Genomic DNA, 14,662 nt, shown 5'->3' with positions numbered 1-14,662 from the left:
AGTTTGATTAGCGTTTGGCACCGTAATCAATTTCATGGTGTTGGCCATCTTGATTCAGGATACGGTTAATCGTTTCTTGCTGTATTACGAGCAATCTGCCGTTGGTTTCATTGGCTGTTTGGCTATCTTTAACTAAGAGCTGCAAGTTGTCCCATGACATTTTTATTTGCGGTCTTAGGTGATCAGGTAGCGCCGTGATTAAGCGTCTCATGCCACTATTGTCACTATTAAAACCTAGTGTCGCGAGATTTTCGCTTCGCTGTTTGGCTCTCAAAGCTAACTTGTTACACAGTGCAGTTTGACGCTCGTTATGGGCTAAGAGCGCATCATTATCCCTGCGTTGCATTAATTCACGTTGGTGCTTAAGCATTGATTTTAGTTGACTATATCCCTCAAGATCTTGACGAATATCGCGAATTAAACTTTGAACAAGTTCGCGCTTATTTACTTGACTATTATCCATGCTGTATCAATATCTTATCTGCAATTTTATCTAAGCTCAGCTCAAAGTTTCCATTACTTAAAGCCTGACGTATAGCAGCAACTTTATCTGTGTCAACGTCGGAGATGGTATGTAACTCTTTCTGGGTTTGTTCTAACAATTGCCAGTCGTGACTAATATCTTGTCGTGTTGGCGTTGATAGATTTTCTGATTCAACGGGCTTTCTGGGCGTATTAGCGCTCTTACTCGTGCTGAACTCAGTGCTCAAGGCACTGCTAATTTTATTAATTTCCATAGATGTTCATCGTCATAAATGGCTAGATATTAGATATAGGCGACCTAAATAGGATAAATCTAAAATAAATTTTTAAATTTATCCTAAGGTGGCTTAAATGTTAAAAACGGGTTTCAACTCTCCCCTTAGCTATGGGGTAAGCGGTAATGATTTTCCCTGAACTACTATTCCTCACTCTAATGGCATCACCTTGTTTACCCGCATCCATAGCAATCCCAATCATATTGGCATAAAAGGTGGCACTGACTGCTTCAATAATCACTTCATCCCCTATGCTCACGAGTTCTGGTGCACTTAAATTGCTTGCTCTTATGGGTTTGTTTTTGATTATTTTTCTGGCAACCGCTTGCCCTAAAATGTGTTTTTCATCAGTAATAATGTCTTGATCTGACGCAGTTAAGGGCAACATTTGCCATTGTAGATTTTCTGATGTGACAACTTCATCTCTCTTAAGCGTTTTGTTGGCAACAGGAATGTAGGCGCTGAGAGCAACCTTGGCCCGAACATAGAGTGACCAGCCTTCAGAGGCACAGCTTATTTTTCGTTGGATCCGACCGAATGGGAGCCCTTTAGCAGCCTCGACTTGGAGCGCCGTGCTACACGTTTTTAGCTTGGCAGTGCTGGAAGGAATGTGCAGTGTGATTTTTTTGCTGACTTTTTTTATCTCTTGCGATTGTTGCCACTTAGCTATCTCTGCGGCTACGGAGTTTGTCATTTGCTGAGATATTTGTTCTGTCGCTGTGATCTTCCCTTTCGCGTACACATTGAGCGGAAGTAACCCTATGCTCAGTAAGAAAGTGAGGGAAAAGAACTTTCCGTATATCGATAGCGATTTCATTTAACCAACTGTTTTATATGAATAAGTATATTGGCATGCTAATTGTAAGCTGCTCGACCATCTAAATTAATTACGCATACAGTACTAGGAGTTGAGATGGCTATCAACCTTGATAAAGCATTAGGAATACATCCTCAGACACTCGATTTTAGAGTGGAGAGAAGCAAGGTATTAGCGAGTAATTTAATCAATGCCGAAACTCCGGGGTACAAAGCGAGAGATTTGGATTTCAAAGCGGCCATGAAGCAAGTTGAAGCAGGCATGCAGATGAATCAAGAGTACAACCTCGCTTATCGCATGCCTTATCAAAATTCTGCCGATGATAATACCGTGGAACTCGGTAAGGAACAGGCAAGATATTCACAGAATGCGATGGATTATCAAACGAGTTTGACATTTTTAAACATGAAAATAGCCGGTCTAAAGTCTGCTATTGAAGGTCGTTAGGAGCCTGTATGTCATTTGGCGATATTTATCAAATAGCGGGTGCTGGCATGAATGCTCAGACCATACGTTTAAATACAGTCGCGAGTAACTTAGCTAACGCTGGTACTGCCGCCGAAAACCCTGAGTCGGCCTATCGAGCATTAAAACCCGTATTTGCGACTATTTATGATGCGACTCAACAAGGTGCGATTGGTGCTTCGATTGAAGTGAGCGATATAGTCCAAGCGGATGCTCCATTGGATATGCGTTATGAGCCGAATCATCCCTTTGCCAATGAACAAGGTTATGTCGCTTACTCTAATGTGAACACGATTGAAGAAATGGCCGACATGATGGCGGCAAGTCGTTCATTTGAAACCAGTGTTGAAATCATGAATCGTGCGCGTTCTATGCAGCAAGGTTTATTGCAACTAGGGAATAAATAGCAATGGAATTGACTCGCTCTGGTAACAACTCGATTCAGAATCCTGCAGGTGCATTAGCGGCACCAGGGAATGATGCTGCGTCATTAAAGAATGAATTTATGACCTTAATGATCGCGCAAATCAAGAATCAAGATCCCACTAAACCGCTTAACAGTGCTGAGTATATCTCTCAATTAGCGCAGTTTTCGCAGGTCGAAAGCTTAGAGGGAATGAGGAAGAATCAATCAAGCCAAATGGTCATGATGGAAAATTTGGGCATAGTACAGTCGGCATCTTTGATTGGTAAGAATGCCATGGTGCCTGTGTCTGAGTTTCAGCTCGATGGTGAAGCGGTTGAAGGCAAAGTGTATTTAGAGAATGCAGCTGAAGGCTTAGATCTTGAAATTATCGATGCACAAGGTCAGGTCGTTAGCACTATTCAACTCGGTGCTCAGGATGTTGGTGATGTTCGGTTCTCTATCGATCCTGCTGAGCTGGGGTTGTCTGCAGGCCAATATGAAATCAAAGCTAAGGCGACACTAGGTGAAAATAGTTTAGTTGCGCCAACGTATATTAAGGCACCGATCGAGAGAATCCATTTCTCCAGTGCATCCGGCATGATGATGGCTGAAATGGGCCATGGTGTTGGGGTTGTTTCTGTGCTCAATATTTCTGAAGTTTCTTAAATTATTTTTATAGGATATTAAGATGTCATTTAACATAGCTTTAAGTGGTTTACAGGCGACGACTCAAGACCTCAACACTATCAGTAATAACATTGCTAACGCATCAACGAGTGGTTTTCGCGGTGGCCGTAGTGAATTTGCATCAATTTATAATGGTGGTCAGGCGGGTGGCGTTGGCGTGATGTCAACGAGCCAAAACTTCTCTAAAGGTGGCAGCTTAACTTATACCGGGCGTCAGCTTGATATGGGGATCCAAGGCGAAGGCTTTTTTGTTCTCAAGGGGAATGATGGCGGCGCTATGTATGCTAGAGCTGGGATGTTCCATAAGGACAATCAAGGCTTTATAACCGATCCAGTCGGTAATCGTTTACAGGGATATTCTGTGAATGCGACGGGAAGATTACAAACAGGTAATGCGGGTGATTTACAGGTACAAACGGCTTCTTTAGCGGCCAAAGCCACAACGAATGTCAGCATGGTTTCAAATCTCGATGCGAGAGTCGATGTAATTCCTCCAGCTGTCCCAGCCGTGCCATTTGATCCTAAAAATATTGATAGTTATCACTCTATTGGTACCACCAGTGTCTACGACTCTTTGGGTACTGAGCATGTGGTGACTCAGTATTATGTAAAAACAGCGCCGAATGAGTGGACGGTTAATTACACTCTGGATGGGACTCTTCTGCCAGACCAAACAACATTAAAATTTGATTCAAAAGGCATTTTAGATCCAACTACGACAAAGGATACCTTCGACCTTACATTGGGTAATGGGGCATCACCGCTTAAATTTGATATCAATTTTGATAAAAGCACTCAGTATGCCGCCAAATATAACAACTCGAGTTTATCTCAAGACGGTTACACCTCTGGTGAATTGAAAGGTGTGCGTCTGGATGACAATGGCATGTTGTATGGCACTTATACTAACGGCCAAGATCAATTACAGGGTCAGGTCGTCCTCGCAAACTTTAGTAATCCCAACGGTTTATCGGCCGTGAGTAACAATGCTTGGGTGGCTACAAATACCGCTGGGCAAGCGATTATGGGGGCGCCATCTACAGGCACTATGGGCACTGTAACGGGGGGGTATTTAGAGGGCTCGAATGTGGATACCACTGCTGAAATGGTTAACCTCATGTCGGCTCAGCGTAACTATCAGTCCAACGCCAAAGTTCTCGATGTGAACTCGACTATGCAACAAGCATTACTTAATGCCATTTAAGAAGAGACACTGACATGGAGAAGATGCTTTATACCGCAGCCAGTGGTGCAGTTCGTATTCTTGAGGCGCAAAGTATTCGCGCGAATAACTTGGCTAACGCTGAAACTGCAGGATTTAAAGCCGACCTTGAGCGCGTTAATGCCGTGCCTTTAGCTGTTCAAGGTAATAGTTTGAACACAAGGGTCATGGCACAGACTGAGAGTAGTGGTTTTAGCCTGCAAAGTGGGGTGATCAATCCTACGGGCCGTTCATTGGATTTAGCGATCCGCGATCGTGGCTTGTTCAGTGTGGCTGTTGACGGTGTTGAAGCATACACCCGTTCAGGTGCAATTGAGACAAATGCCGAGGGGCAACTGACTATTGATGGCCGACCTGTATTAGGCGTTGATGGGCCGATAGCGCTGCCTGAGCATAAAGATGTCTTTGTGGGTGAAGACGGCACAGTCAGTGTTTTACCCTCTGAAGGCGGGATCATTGAGGAAGTGGGCCGATTAAAGCTAGTGAATCCTGACTTTGCCTTAATGCAAAAGGGGCAAGATGGGTTGCTCTATCGTCGTGATGGCCAAGCAGTGCCACAAGATGAAGGTGTGTTAGTGGATAGTGGCTTCCTTGAGTCGAGTAACGTGCAGGCCGTGTCAGAGCTTATTGCATCTATGGATTTGAGTCGTCAATTTGAGATTCAAGTTAAGTTAATGAAAAGTGCAGAAAAGCTGGCCGAGGCTGGTAATCGTCTGCTGGGCAATGTTTAAGGATTATTGGTATGCAATCAGCGTTATGGGTAAGTAAAACCGGCCTAACAGCACAAGATACGAAAATGACTGCGATTGCCAACAACTTGGCAAACGTGAATACCACTGGTTTTAAGCGTGACCGTGTTGCGTTTAATGATCTGTTTTATCAGGTTCAACGTCAGCCAGGTGGACAGGTTGATGCACTGAATAATCTGCCATCGGGTCTGCAATTAGGTGCAGGAACGAGAGTCGTTGGTACTCAAAAAATATTCACTACTGGGGATATGCAAAATACCAGTCAGCAGTTGGATTTAGCGATTGAAGGCCATGGTTTTTTCCAAGTAGAAGAGCCAAATGGCGATCTTGCTTATACCCGTGACGGTCAGTTTTATCGCAGCAGCGAAGGCATGATGGTCACGTCACAAGGTTTACCTTTAGTGCCCAATATCGTGATCCCTGAAGATGCGCTAACCGTTACCATTGCTAACGATGGTGTAGTCACAGCGAAAATGGCGGGTGAAGCTGAACCTCAAGATTTAGGTCAAATCACGCTTGTTAACTTTACTAATCCAGCAGGGTTAGAAGCTCGAGGTGACAACCTTTACCGTGAAACGGCTGCATCGGGTGTGGCGGTTGAAGGTGTGGCGGGTGATCAAGCTTTAGGTGCTTTAAGACAGGGGGCGCTAGAGGGCGCAAACGTCAACGTGGTGGAGGAAATGGTCGAAATGATTTCCACGCAGAGAGCATATGAGATGAATGCCAAAGTTGTGTCAGCCTCAGACGATATGCTCAAGTTCCTCAATCAATCGGTTTAGAGAGGCGATCATGCGTTGGTTATGGTTTTTATGGTTTGCACTGTTATCGGGTTGTATGTCGCATATTCCAGATAAGGAGACTAAACCTGGCACTAAAGAGTGGGCACCGCCTGAGATTGACTACAGCCTGCCAGATGCAAAGGATGGCAGTCTTTATCGTCCCGGTTTCATGTTGACACTTTTTAAGGATAAACGTGCTTTCCGTGAGGGCGATATTTTAACCGTCGCGTTAGATGAAAAAACCTATTCGAGTAAGAAAGCGGATACCAAGACCAACAAAGAACAAGATATGGGTATGGGACTTGCGGGCAATATTGGTGATAAAACGGCCAATGCTGACGGTAAAACCTCTTTTTCGAGAGGGTTTAATGGTGCAGGCTCAAGTACACAGCAAAACCAGTTATCAGGTTCAATCACTGTAACTGTTTCTAAGGTTTTACCTAATGGTACCTTGTTGATACGTGGTGAAAAATGGCTGCGATTGAATCAGGGCGATGAGTATTTACGCTTACTTGGCATTATACGTGCTGATGATATAGGTAATGACAATACGATATCGTCGCAACGCATTGCCGATGCTCGAATTATTTATGGTGGTCAAGGTGCCATTGCCGACAGTAATGCTATGGGATGGGCTTCTCGCTATTTCAATAGTCCATGGTTCCCGCTCTAGCAAAGGATATTTTGATGCTACGTTGTTTATTATTGTTACTTTTGGCTACTGGTACACTGCAAGCGGAAGAGCAAAGCCGCTACTTGATGGATATTGTCGATGTGCAAGGTCTGCGTGATAACCAACTCGTGGGTTATGGCTTAGTCGTCGGGTTAAATGGGACGGGTGACCGCTCTCAAGTTAAATTTACCAGTCAATCTGTCGTCAATATGCTTAAGCAGTTTGGTGTACAGATTGATGATAAAACCGATCCTAAGTTAAAGAACGTCGCCGCCGTTGCTGTGCATGCGACTATTACTTCTCTGGCGAGCCCAGGACAATCCTTAGATGTGACGGTTTCATCCCTTGGTGATGCAAAAAGTCTTCAGGGCGGAACCTTATTAATGACGCCTCTTAGGGCTGTCGATGGTGAGGTTTACGCGGTAGCGCAGGGCAACTTAGTGGTTGGCGGTATTTCTGCCGCCGGTCGTAATGGATCATCTGTGACTGTGAATGTGCCAACTGTTGGCACTATCCCCAATGGTGCCTTACTTGAGGCACCAATCAAAAGTAACTTTAGTGATAATGAAGACATCATATTAAACCTTAAGGATCCCAACTTTAAAACCGCCCGAAATATCGAACGGGCTGTTAACGAACTATTTGGACCTGATGTTGCGCGTGCGCAAGATCATGCCAAGGTTCTGATACACGCGCCTAAGTCGAATCGAGAGCGTGTGACTTTTATGTCAATGCTTGAAGAACTCAAGATTGACCAAGGCCGACGTTCACCTCGAATCGTGTTTAATAGTCGTACTGGCACTGTGGTATTAGGGGGAGATGTTGTGGTTCGTAAAGCCGCTGTGAGCCATGGCAATCTGACAGTGACTATTGTTGAACGGGAAAACGTGAGCCAGCCTAATGGCGCTTATCTTGGTAATGCCGCAGGGGAAACCGTGGTGACTAATGATAGCCAAGTATTAGTCGAGCAAGGTAACAAACGTATGTTTGTTTGGCCCGAGGGCACGGCAATTGAAGAAATCGTGCGTGCCGTAAATAGCTTAGGTGCGACACCAATGGACTTGATGGCAATTTTAGAAGCTTTGGCGGAAGCGGGCTCTTTAGAAGCTGATTTGGTGGTGATTTAATGAAAGTTGAAAATACGGGCGGTTACTTAAATAAGCTGAATGCCGATGATTTGATTAAGGCGAATGGCGAGCAAGGTGCACTTAAATTAGTCAGTCAACAATTTGAGGCGCAGTTCCTGCAAACGGTACTTAAGCAAATGCGCTCAGCCACCGACGCTATGGCCGATGAAGATAATCCTTTAACCTCCAAAAGCAATAATGGCCTTTATCAAGATTTACATGATGCGGAATTGGCAAGTCGTTTAAGCCAAGTCAATGGTATGGGCTTGGCTGACGTGATGACCAAGCAGCTATCACGTTCATTTCAGTCTGAGAAAGATCCGGTCGCCTTTGATCCTCAACAGATGACAACAACAGCGATGCAGCCTGCACTTATTATGCGGCCCGTTGTGAAGGATTTTAAATGAGCATGTTGAACATTGGTAAGTCTGGCTTATTGGCAAGCATGGCCGCATTGAATGCAACCTCAAATAACGTTGCTAATGCTATGGTTGCAGGCTATTCACGTCAGCAGGTGATGTTAAGTTCGGTTGGTGGCGGTGCTTATGGCTCCGGCGCGGGCGTGTTTGTTGATGGTGTTAGACGGATCTCTGATCAATACGAAGTCGCGCAGTTATGGCAAACCACGAGTGCAGTTGGTTTTTCTAAAGTGCAAAGTAGTTATTTGCGTCAGGCTGAACAAGTATTTGGTGCCGAAGGGAATAATATCTCAAAAGGCCTAGATCAATTATTCGCCGCCCTCAATTCATCTATGGAACAACCTAATCTCATTGCCTACCGACAAGGTGTACTTAATGAGGCTAAAGCCGTTGCCCAAAGAGTGAATGCAATCAACGACAATATTGATTCGCAACGTAATCAGATCAATGGACAGCTTGGTTCATCCGTAAAAGAGATCAACTCACAACTAAATATTATTGCCAGTTTCAACCGCGACATTCAGGCGGCGAGTGTGACAGGAACGATTCCCCCTGCACTGCAAGATAGTCGAGATGCTGCGATTGATGACTTAGCTGCGATTTTAGATATTCGGGTTGTTGAAGATAGCCAAGGCATGGTCAATATCTCGCTGGCACGAGGTGAGCCGCTATTGACGGGAAATACTGCCGCTAAGTTAACGAGTAATCCCGATCCCACCAATCCTAAGAACGATTTGGTGACTATCCAATTTGGTGCTAGCCAGTTTAATGTTGATGAAACCGCTGGTGGCAGTTTAGGTGCCTTGCTTACTTACCGTGATGTGCAGCTTGCGGATTCGCAACAGTACATAGATGAATTAGCGGTAATGTTAGCGACCGAGTTTAATTCTATTCTTGCTTCTGGCACTGACTTAAATGGTGCGACACCGTCACAGGATTTATTTACTTATCAAGCTAATAACCCAGGAGGAAGCTTATCTCTAACGGCCGGTTTTACGCCTGATAAACTTGCCTTTGGTAAAGATGGTACCCAAGGTGATAACGCAAATTTAAAAGCTTTAGTACAGCTAGCGAATAAAGAACTGAGTTTTACTAGCCTTGGCAGTAATACAAGCTTAGCGGAATCCTTCTCCAGCAAGGTTGGCCAGTTAGGTTCTGCTTCTCGCCAAGCGATTTCATTTGCTAAAACCAGTGTAGATTTGCAAAAAGATGCGCAGTCCCAATGGGCGAGTACCAGTGGTGTAAATCCCGATGAAGAAGGGATTAATTTGATCATCTATCAGCAGTCATATATGGCGAATGCGAAGGTGATTTCCACCGCAGATCAACTGTTTCAAACTATGCTTAGTAGCTTTTAAGGACTTTATTCATGCGTGTAACAATGCAAAATTTATACACTAACAATTTAAACAGTTTGCAGAACACGACCTATGATGTGGCACGTTTGAATCAAATGCTCTCTAAAGGTGTTTCAATACTATCGCCTTCGGATGATCCTATTGGTGTTGTTCGGGTAATGGATAACCAACGCGATTTAGCACTAGTACAGCAATACATTAAAAATATCGATTCCTTAAGTACCAATATGAGCCGTGCTGAAACCTATTTATCGAGTATGGTTGAGACGCAGCAGCGGATGAAGGAAATCAGTATCGCCACTAATAGCTCAAATCTCTCGAAAGAGGATAGAGCATCCTATGCTTCTGAAATGGAAGAACTCTTAAAGGGATTAGTGGATAATATTAACGCCACCGATGAGTCGGGTAATTATCTCTTTTCCGGTAATGCGATTGAGAAAGCTGCGGTAGTTAAGGATGCGGCTGGGCGATACGTCTATCAAGGTGATGCTAGCGAGAGAACGGTACAAACGTCTAGCTCTTCATGGACTACGGCTAATGTCACCGCCGAAAAAGTCTTGTTCTCCAATGCTGGTCAAGATATTTTGAATCAAGCAATGGACTACATTAACGTATTAAATGATCCAAGCTTATCACCAAGCGATCCTGCTTTTAGTGCGGCTGCGAGTGGAATACAAACAGCGTTAAGTGAAACCTTAGATAGCATAGGTGCAGCTATTACCGATTTCGGTGGCAAGCAAAATAATCTCGCGTTAGTTAAAAGCTCCCATGAAGAAATGGTGTTGTTTAGTAAACAAGTGATAGGTGAAACGCAGGAGCTCGATTATGCCGCTGCCACTGCCGAGTTCAATGTCAAATTAACCGCATTAAAAATTACCCAGCAAACTTTTGTACAGATAAGCCAGCTGTCCCTTTTCAATCATATGTAGGTAATGAGTTAAATGATCAAAGGGATAGGTGAGTCACTTAGTCAGTTACGTCAAAGTCAGACGGTAACGTCTCATTATGTTGCTCCGATATCAGGTGCGCCCCGCAGTGCACCGAAAGCGAGGCCCATACCTAAGCATAGATTGGAAGCCTATGGACGTTGGGCCAAGGTGACTCAAGAGCAACATAATATTAGTGCATCGCAAGTGGTGTTACAGAGCTTGATTTCAGCCAAAAGTATCCTAGGTCAACTAAACAAACAGCTACAAACCTGCTTGTTCAGTAAAAACACAGTTGTTGAAGATGCATTACATAAAGCGGAGGAGTGTCGAAGACAATTAATCGAGATTAGGCCTTATTACCAAGGAAAGCGTTTACTCGATCATCACTTGAATTTGATTTCAGCATCCCAGCCTGCGGCATTACATTTTTTTAGGTTCCGACGAGTCGATCTCACATCACCTAAGAACCGCGATGAGCGGATTACGCTTTTTACAGAGAAGCAAACATTGCATTTGCTTTTGCCTGCCAATAAAAATCGCTTAGAGCTACAAGATATCATAGAGCCTGTTTTAGCTTCGATTGGGATAAGTATCGACCGCTTATCGACCAATGACACAGTGTTTACTGTACAGCATGAGACTTGGATGAAGCTCAATGGGGCGATTTTAATGGTTGGCGAAGGGCAAAGATTGCCAGCGGGTGAGCCGAGGAATATACCATTAGAAGAGAAATTTAGTTGGCAGGATCCCCGTGAATGGAATTTTACGGATACTGAAAAGTTAAAAATGACATTGGCTAAAGTGTCAAAGGTAGATAAAAAAGTCACAGTGCAAATTGATGATATTAAAGCATCCCACCGTTTACTACTGGTGAAGGTTAAGCAATTGACCGCATCTAGTCAGCCCAAATTTGAACTCCAACATTTGCATAAATTTATGCAACCCTATCCTTTTGCCTATCAAGTAACATCTTTGATGGCGCAGGGAAATACGAACCGCGAACAGGTTAGCGCTCTGCTGCTCTAATTTTTGAAGCGAACCCTAAGTGTGATTATTTAATTTTTGAAAATAAGCTATTTGGCTTCAGTGAAGAGCTTTTCATGTCGCCTTAATGAGTTATGCCTGGATTCAGGCCTAACCAAAACAATCGTTATTTTCTGGAGAACTACTATGTTAGGTGTTCATACTAATTACGCTTCAATCGTTGCGCAGGGTGCTGTAAATAAAAGCAATAACCTTTTAACTAATGCTATGGAGCGTTTATCGACTGGTTTACGTATTAATAGTGCATCTGATGATGCTGCTGGTCTGCAAATTGCTAACCGCATGAGCGCTAACGTAAAAGGTATGGAAACGGCTTCACGCAATATTTCTGATGCGACCTCTATGCTACAAACCGCTGATGGTGCGTTAGAAGAATTAACGACCATTGCTAATCGCCAGAAAGAATTGGCTACTCAAGCCTCTAACGGCGTTAACTCTGCGGCTGATTTAACGGCATTAAATGATGAGTTCACGCAATTGAACGCCGAAATAACGCGTATTGTAGAAAATACTACTTATGCCGGTAATAAATTATTCGATACTGGTGTATTGACCTCTGGTACGGGCGTGAAATTTCAAATTGGCGCCGGAACAACGGAAACAATGGATGTTAAATTAGGCGCAATTCCTAAAACTGTCGCAGGTACTTTAACAGGTGGTACCGCCAATGCTGCGATTGCCCTTGTGGATACCTTCTTAGCCGCTGTGGGTACTGAGCGTTCTACCTTAGGTGCCAACATTAACCGTCTTGGCCATACTGCGGCTAACTTAGCTAGCGTAACTGAAAACACCAAAGCCGCTGCTGGCCGTATTATGGATGCCGATTTTGCGGTTGAATCTGCCAATATGACGCGCAATCAATTATTAGTTCAAGCAGGTACAACGGTACTGTCTTCAGCTAACCAAAATACGGGTTTAGTGATGGGGTTACTGCGCTAATGTTATTCAATTAGTCAGTGTTAGTTTTAATGCCAGTAAGCTTAGCTTACTGGCATTTTTTATGGTGTTTGCGCATGCCATTTCAGTCTAGTTTTTACAGTGCTATGCACTCTATTTTTTAAATATCGATTTTAGTTGTGTGCTGTTGTTGTCGCTTTAGTTAGTTATGCCTGAACTCAGGTCTAACCCAAATGCTCGTTATTTAATGGAGAACTACATATGTTAGGTGTTCACACTAATTACGCTTCAATTGTTGCTCAAGGTGCTGTTAACAAAAGCAATAACCTATTGACTAATGCAATGGAGCGTTTATCGACAGGTTTACGTATCAATAGCGCATCTGATGATGCTGCTGGTTTGCAAATTGCTAACCGCATGAGCGCTAACGTTAAAGGTATGGAAACCGCTTCACGTAATATTTCTGATGCGACCTCTATGCTACAAACCGCTGATGGTGCGTTAGAAGAATTAACGACCATTGCTAATCGCCAGAAAGAACTCGCCACTCAAGCGGCAAACGGTGTGAACTCTGCTGATGATTTAACGGCTCTGAATGATGAGTTTACTCAATTAAACACCGAAATTACCCGTATTCTCGATAATACAACTTATGCCGGTAATAACTTATTCACCAAGTTGGAGGCTGGTGTTACCTTCCAAATTGGTGCCGGAACGGGTGAAAAATTGGTTGTTACAACAACAGCCATAGATGATGCTGCGCTGGCTGCTGGTGATTTAACTACTGGCGCGAATGCGGCAATTGCCCTTGTTGATACGTTCATCGCAGCAGTCGGTACAGAACGTTCTACACTAGGCGCCAACATTAACCGTCTTGGACATACTGCAGCTAACCTTGCCAGTGTGACTGAAAATACCAAAGCTGCCGCTGGACGTATTATGGATGCCGATTTCGCGGTTGAATCTGCCAATATGACCCGCAATCAATTATTAGTTCAAGCGGGTACAACGGTACTGTCTTCTGCTAACCAAAATACAGGTTTAGTGATGGGGCTACTGCGTTAATTACGCCGAGTTGAGTTAGTTTTAAGTGCCAGTAAGCTTAGCTTGCTGGCATTTTTTATGGCGTTTTGTGGATGCCATTTAAGTCTGTTTTTATAGAGGTGATCCCATCTATTTTTAAATAAGTTTTAGTTTTGCGCTGTTGCTGTCGCCTTACTTAGTTATGGAGCTATACCGGGATTCAGGTATAGCCAAGATAACTGTTTTTTCTAGGAGAGCTGATATGTTAGGTGTTCACACTAATTACGCGTCAATTGTTGCACAAGGTGCTGTTAATAAAAGTAATAATCTATTAACTAATGCTATGGAGCGTTTGTCGACGGGTTTACGTATCAATAGCGCATCTGATGATGCAGCGGGTTTGCAAATTGCTAACCGCATGAGCGCTAACGTAAAGGGCATGGAAACGGCTTCACGCAATATTTCTGATGCGACCTCTATGCTGCAAACCGCTGATGGTGCGTTAGAAGAATTAACGACCATTGCTAACCGCCAGAAAGAATTGGCGACTCAAGCATCAAACGGCGTTAACTCTACAGCAGATTTAAAAGCGTTGGATGATGAGTTTAAGCAATTAAATGCAGAAATTACCCGGATTGTAGAAAATACAACCTATGCGGGTAATAACTTATTTAAAGATGCTACTGATGGTGTACTCGTCAAAGGTGTGACCTTTCAGATTGGCTCGGATGGAGCAGAGCAAATGTCAGTTACCTTAGGTGCTATTGATAAGACTGTTACTGGTGATTTGTTGACTTCTGCAGCCGCCAATACGGCTATCGGGGCTGTTGATACCTTCTTGGCTAAAGTGGGGACAGAACGTTCAACCTTAGGTGCCAACATTAACCGTCTTGGCCATACTGCGGCTAACCTTGCCAGTGTAACTGAAAATACTAAAGCCGCTGCCGGCCGTATTATGGATGCCGATTTCGCGGTTGAATCTGCCAATATGACACGTAATCAATTATTAGTTCAGGCGGGTACAACGGTACTGTCTTCAGCTAACCAGAACACGGGCTTAGTCATGGGTTTATTGCGTTAATGTTATTGAGCAAGTGATGTCATTGGTCACGGCTAAAATGCCAGTTAGTTGCGCTGACTGGCATTTTTATTTTAGCCACGGTTTATGTATTGGTCGGTAGTCGCTAAACCCGAGATTGAAACCTATAAGGTTCATGTTTTAGTGGGTAATTTTCGATAACACAAAGTGGAAGATGGTTTTCCTGTTTAAGTGTCCATGCGGAAGTATTTAGCTGTGTTTGGGCCAGTT

Annotated in this window: 18 protein-coding genes; 15 read left to right on the top strand and 3 right to left on the bottom strand. The window is 43.8% G+C overall.

Annotated features, from left to right (window positions below; genetic code table 11):
* Positions 1 to 7: 7 nt before the first annotated feature.
* The 3 genes from L5M51_RS19335 to flgA form a co-directional block, all read right to left on the bottom strand.
* Entirely contained in the window at positions 8 to 463 is a 456-nt protein-coding gene (locus tag L5M51_RS19335; RefSeq protein ID WP_028761850.1) for a flagellar protein FlgN, read from the bottom strand.
* Positions 456 to 737: a flagellar biosynthesis anti-sigma factor FlgM gene (gene flgM, locus L5M51_RS19330; protein ID WP_263148208.1), complete on the bottom strand. Its 282-nt coding sequence runs from the start codon at positions 735 to 737 to the stop codon at positions 456 to 458. Before flgM ends, L5M51_RS19335 begins: the two co-directional genes overlap by 8 nt.
* A 100-nt stretch (positions 738 to 837) precedes the next feature.
* Positions 838 to 1,575, bottom strand: coding sequence for a flagellar basal body P-ring formation chaperone FlgA (gene flgA / locus L5M51_RS19325; RefSeq protein ID WP_263174173.1), 738 nt, complete (start codon positions 1,573 to 1,575; stop codon positions 838 to 840).
* 96 nt (positions 1,576 to 1,671) lie between these two features.
* Between flgA and flgB the strand changes: the two genes are divergently transcribed.
* The 15 genes from flgB to L5M51_RS19250 all read left to right on the top strand — a co-directional run bounded on the left by flgB (position 1,672) and on the right by L5M51_RS19250 (position 14,434).
* Positions 1,672 to 2,022, top strand: a complete 351-nt coding sequence (gene flgB, locus L5M51_RS19320) for a flagellar basal body rod protein FlgB (protein WP_168825885.1) — start codon at positions 1,672 to 1,674, stop codon at positions 2,020 to 2,022.
* Positions 2,023 to 2,030: 8 nt separating this feature from the next.
* Positions 2,031 to 2,447 (top strand): flagellar basal body rod protein FlgC, encoded by a 417-nt coding sequence (gene flgC, locus L5M51_RS19315; RefSeq protein WP_113940825.1) that lies wholly within the window; start codon positions 2,031 to 2,033, stop codon positions 2,445 to 2,447.
* A 2-nt stretch (positions 2,448 to 2,449) separates the two neighbouring features.
* A complete protein-coding gene (locus L5M51_RS19310) occupies positions 2,450 to 3,112 on the top strand; it encodes a flagellar hook assembly protein FlgD (RefSeq protein ID WP_263174172.1) in 663 nt (220 codons plus the stop codon).
* A gap of 22 nt (positions 3,113 to 3,134) precedes the next feature.
* Positions 3,135 to 4,337, top strand: coding sequence for a flagellar hook protein FlgE (gene flgE, locus L5M51_RS19305; protein ID WP_113940823.1), 1,203 nt, complete (start codon positions 3,135 to 3,137; stop codon positions 4,335 to 4,337).
* Between the two features lie 14 nt (positions 4,338 to 4,351).
* On the top strand, positions 4,352 to 5,086 hold the full coding sequence (locus L5M51_RS19300; protein ID WP_263174171.1) for a flagellar basal body rod protein FlgF: 735 nt from the start codon (positions 4,352 to 4,354) through the stop codon (positions 5,084 to 5,086).
* 11 nt (positions 5,087 to 5,097) lie between these two features.
* Positions 5,098 to 5,883 carry a flagellar basal-body rod protein FlgG gene (flgG, locus tag L5M51_RS19295; protein WP_006083393.1) on the top strand — a complete coding sequence of 262 codons (786 nt, stop codon included), beginning with the start codon at positions 5,098 to 5,100 and terminating at the stop codon, positions 5,881 to 5,883.
* A gap of 10 nt (positions 5,884 to 5,893) precedes the next feature.
* Positions 5,894 to 6,556, top strand: a complete 663-nt coding sequence (flgH, locus tag L5M51_RS19290; protein WP_113940821.1) for a flagellar basal body L-ring protein FlgH — start codon at positions 5,894 to 5,896, stop codon at positions 6,554 to 6,556.
* A 14-nt stretch (positions 6,557 to 6,570) separates the two neighbouring features.
* A complete protein-coding gene (locus L5M51_RS19285; protein WP_113940820.1) occupies positions 6,571 to 7,683 on the top strand; it encodes a flagellar basal body P-ring protein FlgI in 1,113 nt (370 codons plus the stop codon).
* Positions 7,683 to 8,090 (top strand): rod-binding protein, encoded by a 408-nt coding sequence (locus L5M51_RS19280; RefSeq protein ID WP_113940819.1) that lies wholly within the window; start codon positions 7,683 to 7,685, stop codon positions 8,088 to 8,090. Before L5M51_RS19285 ends, L5M51_RS19280 begins: the two co-directional genes overlap by 1 nt.
* Entirely contained in the window at positions 8,087 to 9,460 is a 1,374-nt protein-coding gene (flgK, locus tag L5M51_RS19275; RefSeq protein WP_113940818.1) for a flagellar hook-associated protein FlgK, read from the top strand. Before L5M51_RS19280 ends, flgK begins: the two co-directional genes overlap by 4 nt.
* 11 nt (positions 9,461 to 9,471) lie before the next feature.
* The gene (flgL, locus tag L5M51_RS19270; RefSeq protein ID WP_113940817.1) at positions 9,472 to 10,389 is read left to right on the top strand and encodes a flagellar hook-associated protein FlgL; all 918 of its coding nucleotides are present in this window, start codon (positions 9,472 to 9,474) and stop codon (positions 10,387 to 10,389) included.
* 12 nt (positions 10,390 to 10,401) lie between these two features.
* On the top strand, positions 10,402 to 11,415 hold the full coding sequence (locus L5M51_RS19265) for a hypothetical protein (RefSeq protein ID WP_113940816.1): 1,014 nt from the start codon (positions 10,402 to 10,404) through the stop codon (positions 11,413 to 11,415).
* A gap of 144 nt (positions 11,416 to 11,559) precedes the next feature.
* Complete coding sequence (locus tag L5M51_RS19260; protein ID WP_006083386.1) at positions 11,560 to 12,372, top strand: flagellin; 813 nt, start codon at positions 11,560 to 11,562, stop codon at positions 12,370 to 12,372.
* Between the two features lie 219 nt (positions 12,373 to 12,591).
* A complete protein-coding gene (locus L5M51_RS19255; protein WP_113940815.1) occupies positions 12,592 to 13,395 on the top strand; it encodes a flagellin in 804 nt (267 codons plus the stop codon).
* Between the two features lie 220 nt (positions 13,396 to 13,615).
* A complete protein-coding gene (locus L5M51_RS19250) occupies positions 13,616 to 14,434 on the top strand; it encodes a flagellin (protein WP_113940814.1) in 819 nt (272 codons plus the stop codon).
* Positions 14,435 to 14,662 lie beyond the last annotated feature (228 nt).

Origin of the sequence: Shewanella sp. SM73, from assembly GCF_025653795.1 — a bacterium.
In the GTDB taxonomy this organism is placed as follows: Bacteria; Pseudomonadota; Gammaproteobacteria; order Enterobacterales; family Shewanellaceae; genus Shewanella; species Shewanella oncorhynchi.
Note: the sequence above shows the minus strand (reverse complement) of the source record. Positions and strands in the feature narration are given on the sequence as shown.

What these genes read in the sequence shown, in the direction of transcription:
- flgG (WP_006083393.1), top strand. Translation starts at nt 5,098, where the DNA reads ATGCAATCAGCGTTATGGGTAAGTAAAACCGGCCTAACAGCACAAGAT.
- L5M51_RS19300 (WP_263174171.1), top strand. Translation starts at nt 4,352, where the DNA reads ATGGAGAAGATGCTTTATACCGCAGCCAGTGGTGCAGTTCGTATTCTT.
- flgB (WP_168825885.1), top strand. Translation starts at nt 1,672, where the DNA reads ATGGCTATCAACCTTGATAAAGCATTAGGAATACATCCTCAGACACTC.
- flgH (WP_113940821.1), top strand. Translation starts at nt 5,894, where the DNA reads ATGCGTTGGTTATGGTTTTTATGGTTTGCACTGTTATCGGGTTGTATG.
- L5M51_RS19285 (WP_113940820.1), top strand. Translation starts at nt 6,571, where the DNA reads ATGCTACGTTGTTTATTATTGTTACTTTTGGCTACTGGTACACTGCAA.
- flgL (WP_113940817.1), top strand. Translation starts at nt 9,472, where the DNA reads ATGCGTGTAACAATGCAAAATTTATACACTAACAATTTAAACAGTTTG.
- L5M51_RS19280 (WP_113940819.1), top strand. Translation starts at nt 7,683, where the DNA reads ATGAAAGTTGAAAATACGGGCGGTTACTTAAATAAGCTGAATGCCGAT.
- flgE (WP_113940823.1), top strand. Translation starts at nt 3,135, where the DNA reads ATGTCATTTAACATAGCTTTAAGTGGTTTACAGGCGACGACTCAAGAC.
- flgM (WP_263148208.1), bottom strand. Translation starts at nt 737, where the DNA reads ATGGAAATTAATAAAATTAGCAGTGCCTTGAGCACTGAGTTCAGCACG.
- L5M51_RS19310 (WP_263174172.1), top strand. Translation starts at nt 2,450, where the DNA reads ATGGAATTGACTCGCTCTGGTAACAACTCGATTCAGAATCCTGCAGGT.
- L5M51_RS19265 (WP_113940816.1), top strand. Translation starts at nt 10,402, where the DNA reads ATGATCAAAGGGATAGGTGAGTCACTTAGTCAGTTACGTCAAAGTCAG.
- L5M51_RS19250 (WP_113940814.1), top strand. Translation starts at nt 13,616, where the DNA reads ATGTTAGGTGTTCACACTAATTACGCGTCAATTGTTGCACAAGGTGCT.
- flgK (WP_113940818.1), top strand. Translation starts at nt 8,087, where the DNA reads ATGAGCATGTTGAACATTGGTAAGTCTGGCTTATTGGCAAGCATGGCC.
- flgA (WP_263174173.1), bottom strand. Translation starts at nt 1,575, where the DNA reads ATGAAATCGCTATCGATATACGGAAAGTTCTTTTCCCTCACTTTCTTA.
- L5M51_RS19335 (WP_028761850.1), bottom strand. Translation starts at nt 463, where the DNA reads ATGGATAATAGTCAAGTAAATAAGCGCGAACTTGTTCAAAGTTTAATT.
- L5M51_RS19255 (WP_113940815.1), top strand. Translation starts at nt 12,592, where the DNA reads ATGTTAGGTGTTCACACTAATTACGCTTCAATTGTTGCTCAAGGTGCT.
- flgC (WP_113940825.1), top strand. Translation starts at nt 2,031, where the DNA reads ATGTCATTTGGCGATATTTATCAAATAGCGGGTGCTGGCATGAATGCT.
- L5M51_RS19260 (WP_006083386.1), top strand. Translation starts at nt 11,560, where the DNA reads ATGTTAGGTGTTCATACTAATTACGCTTCAATCGTTGCGCAGGGTGCT.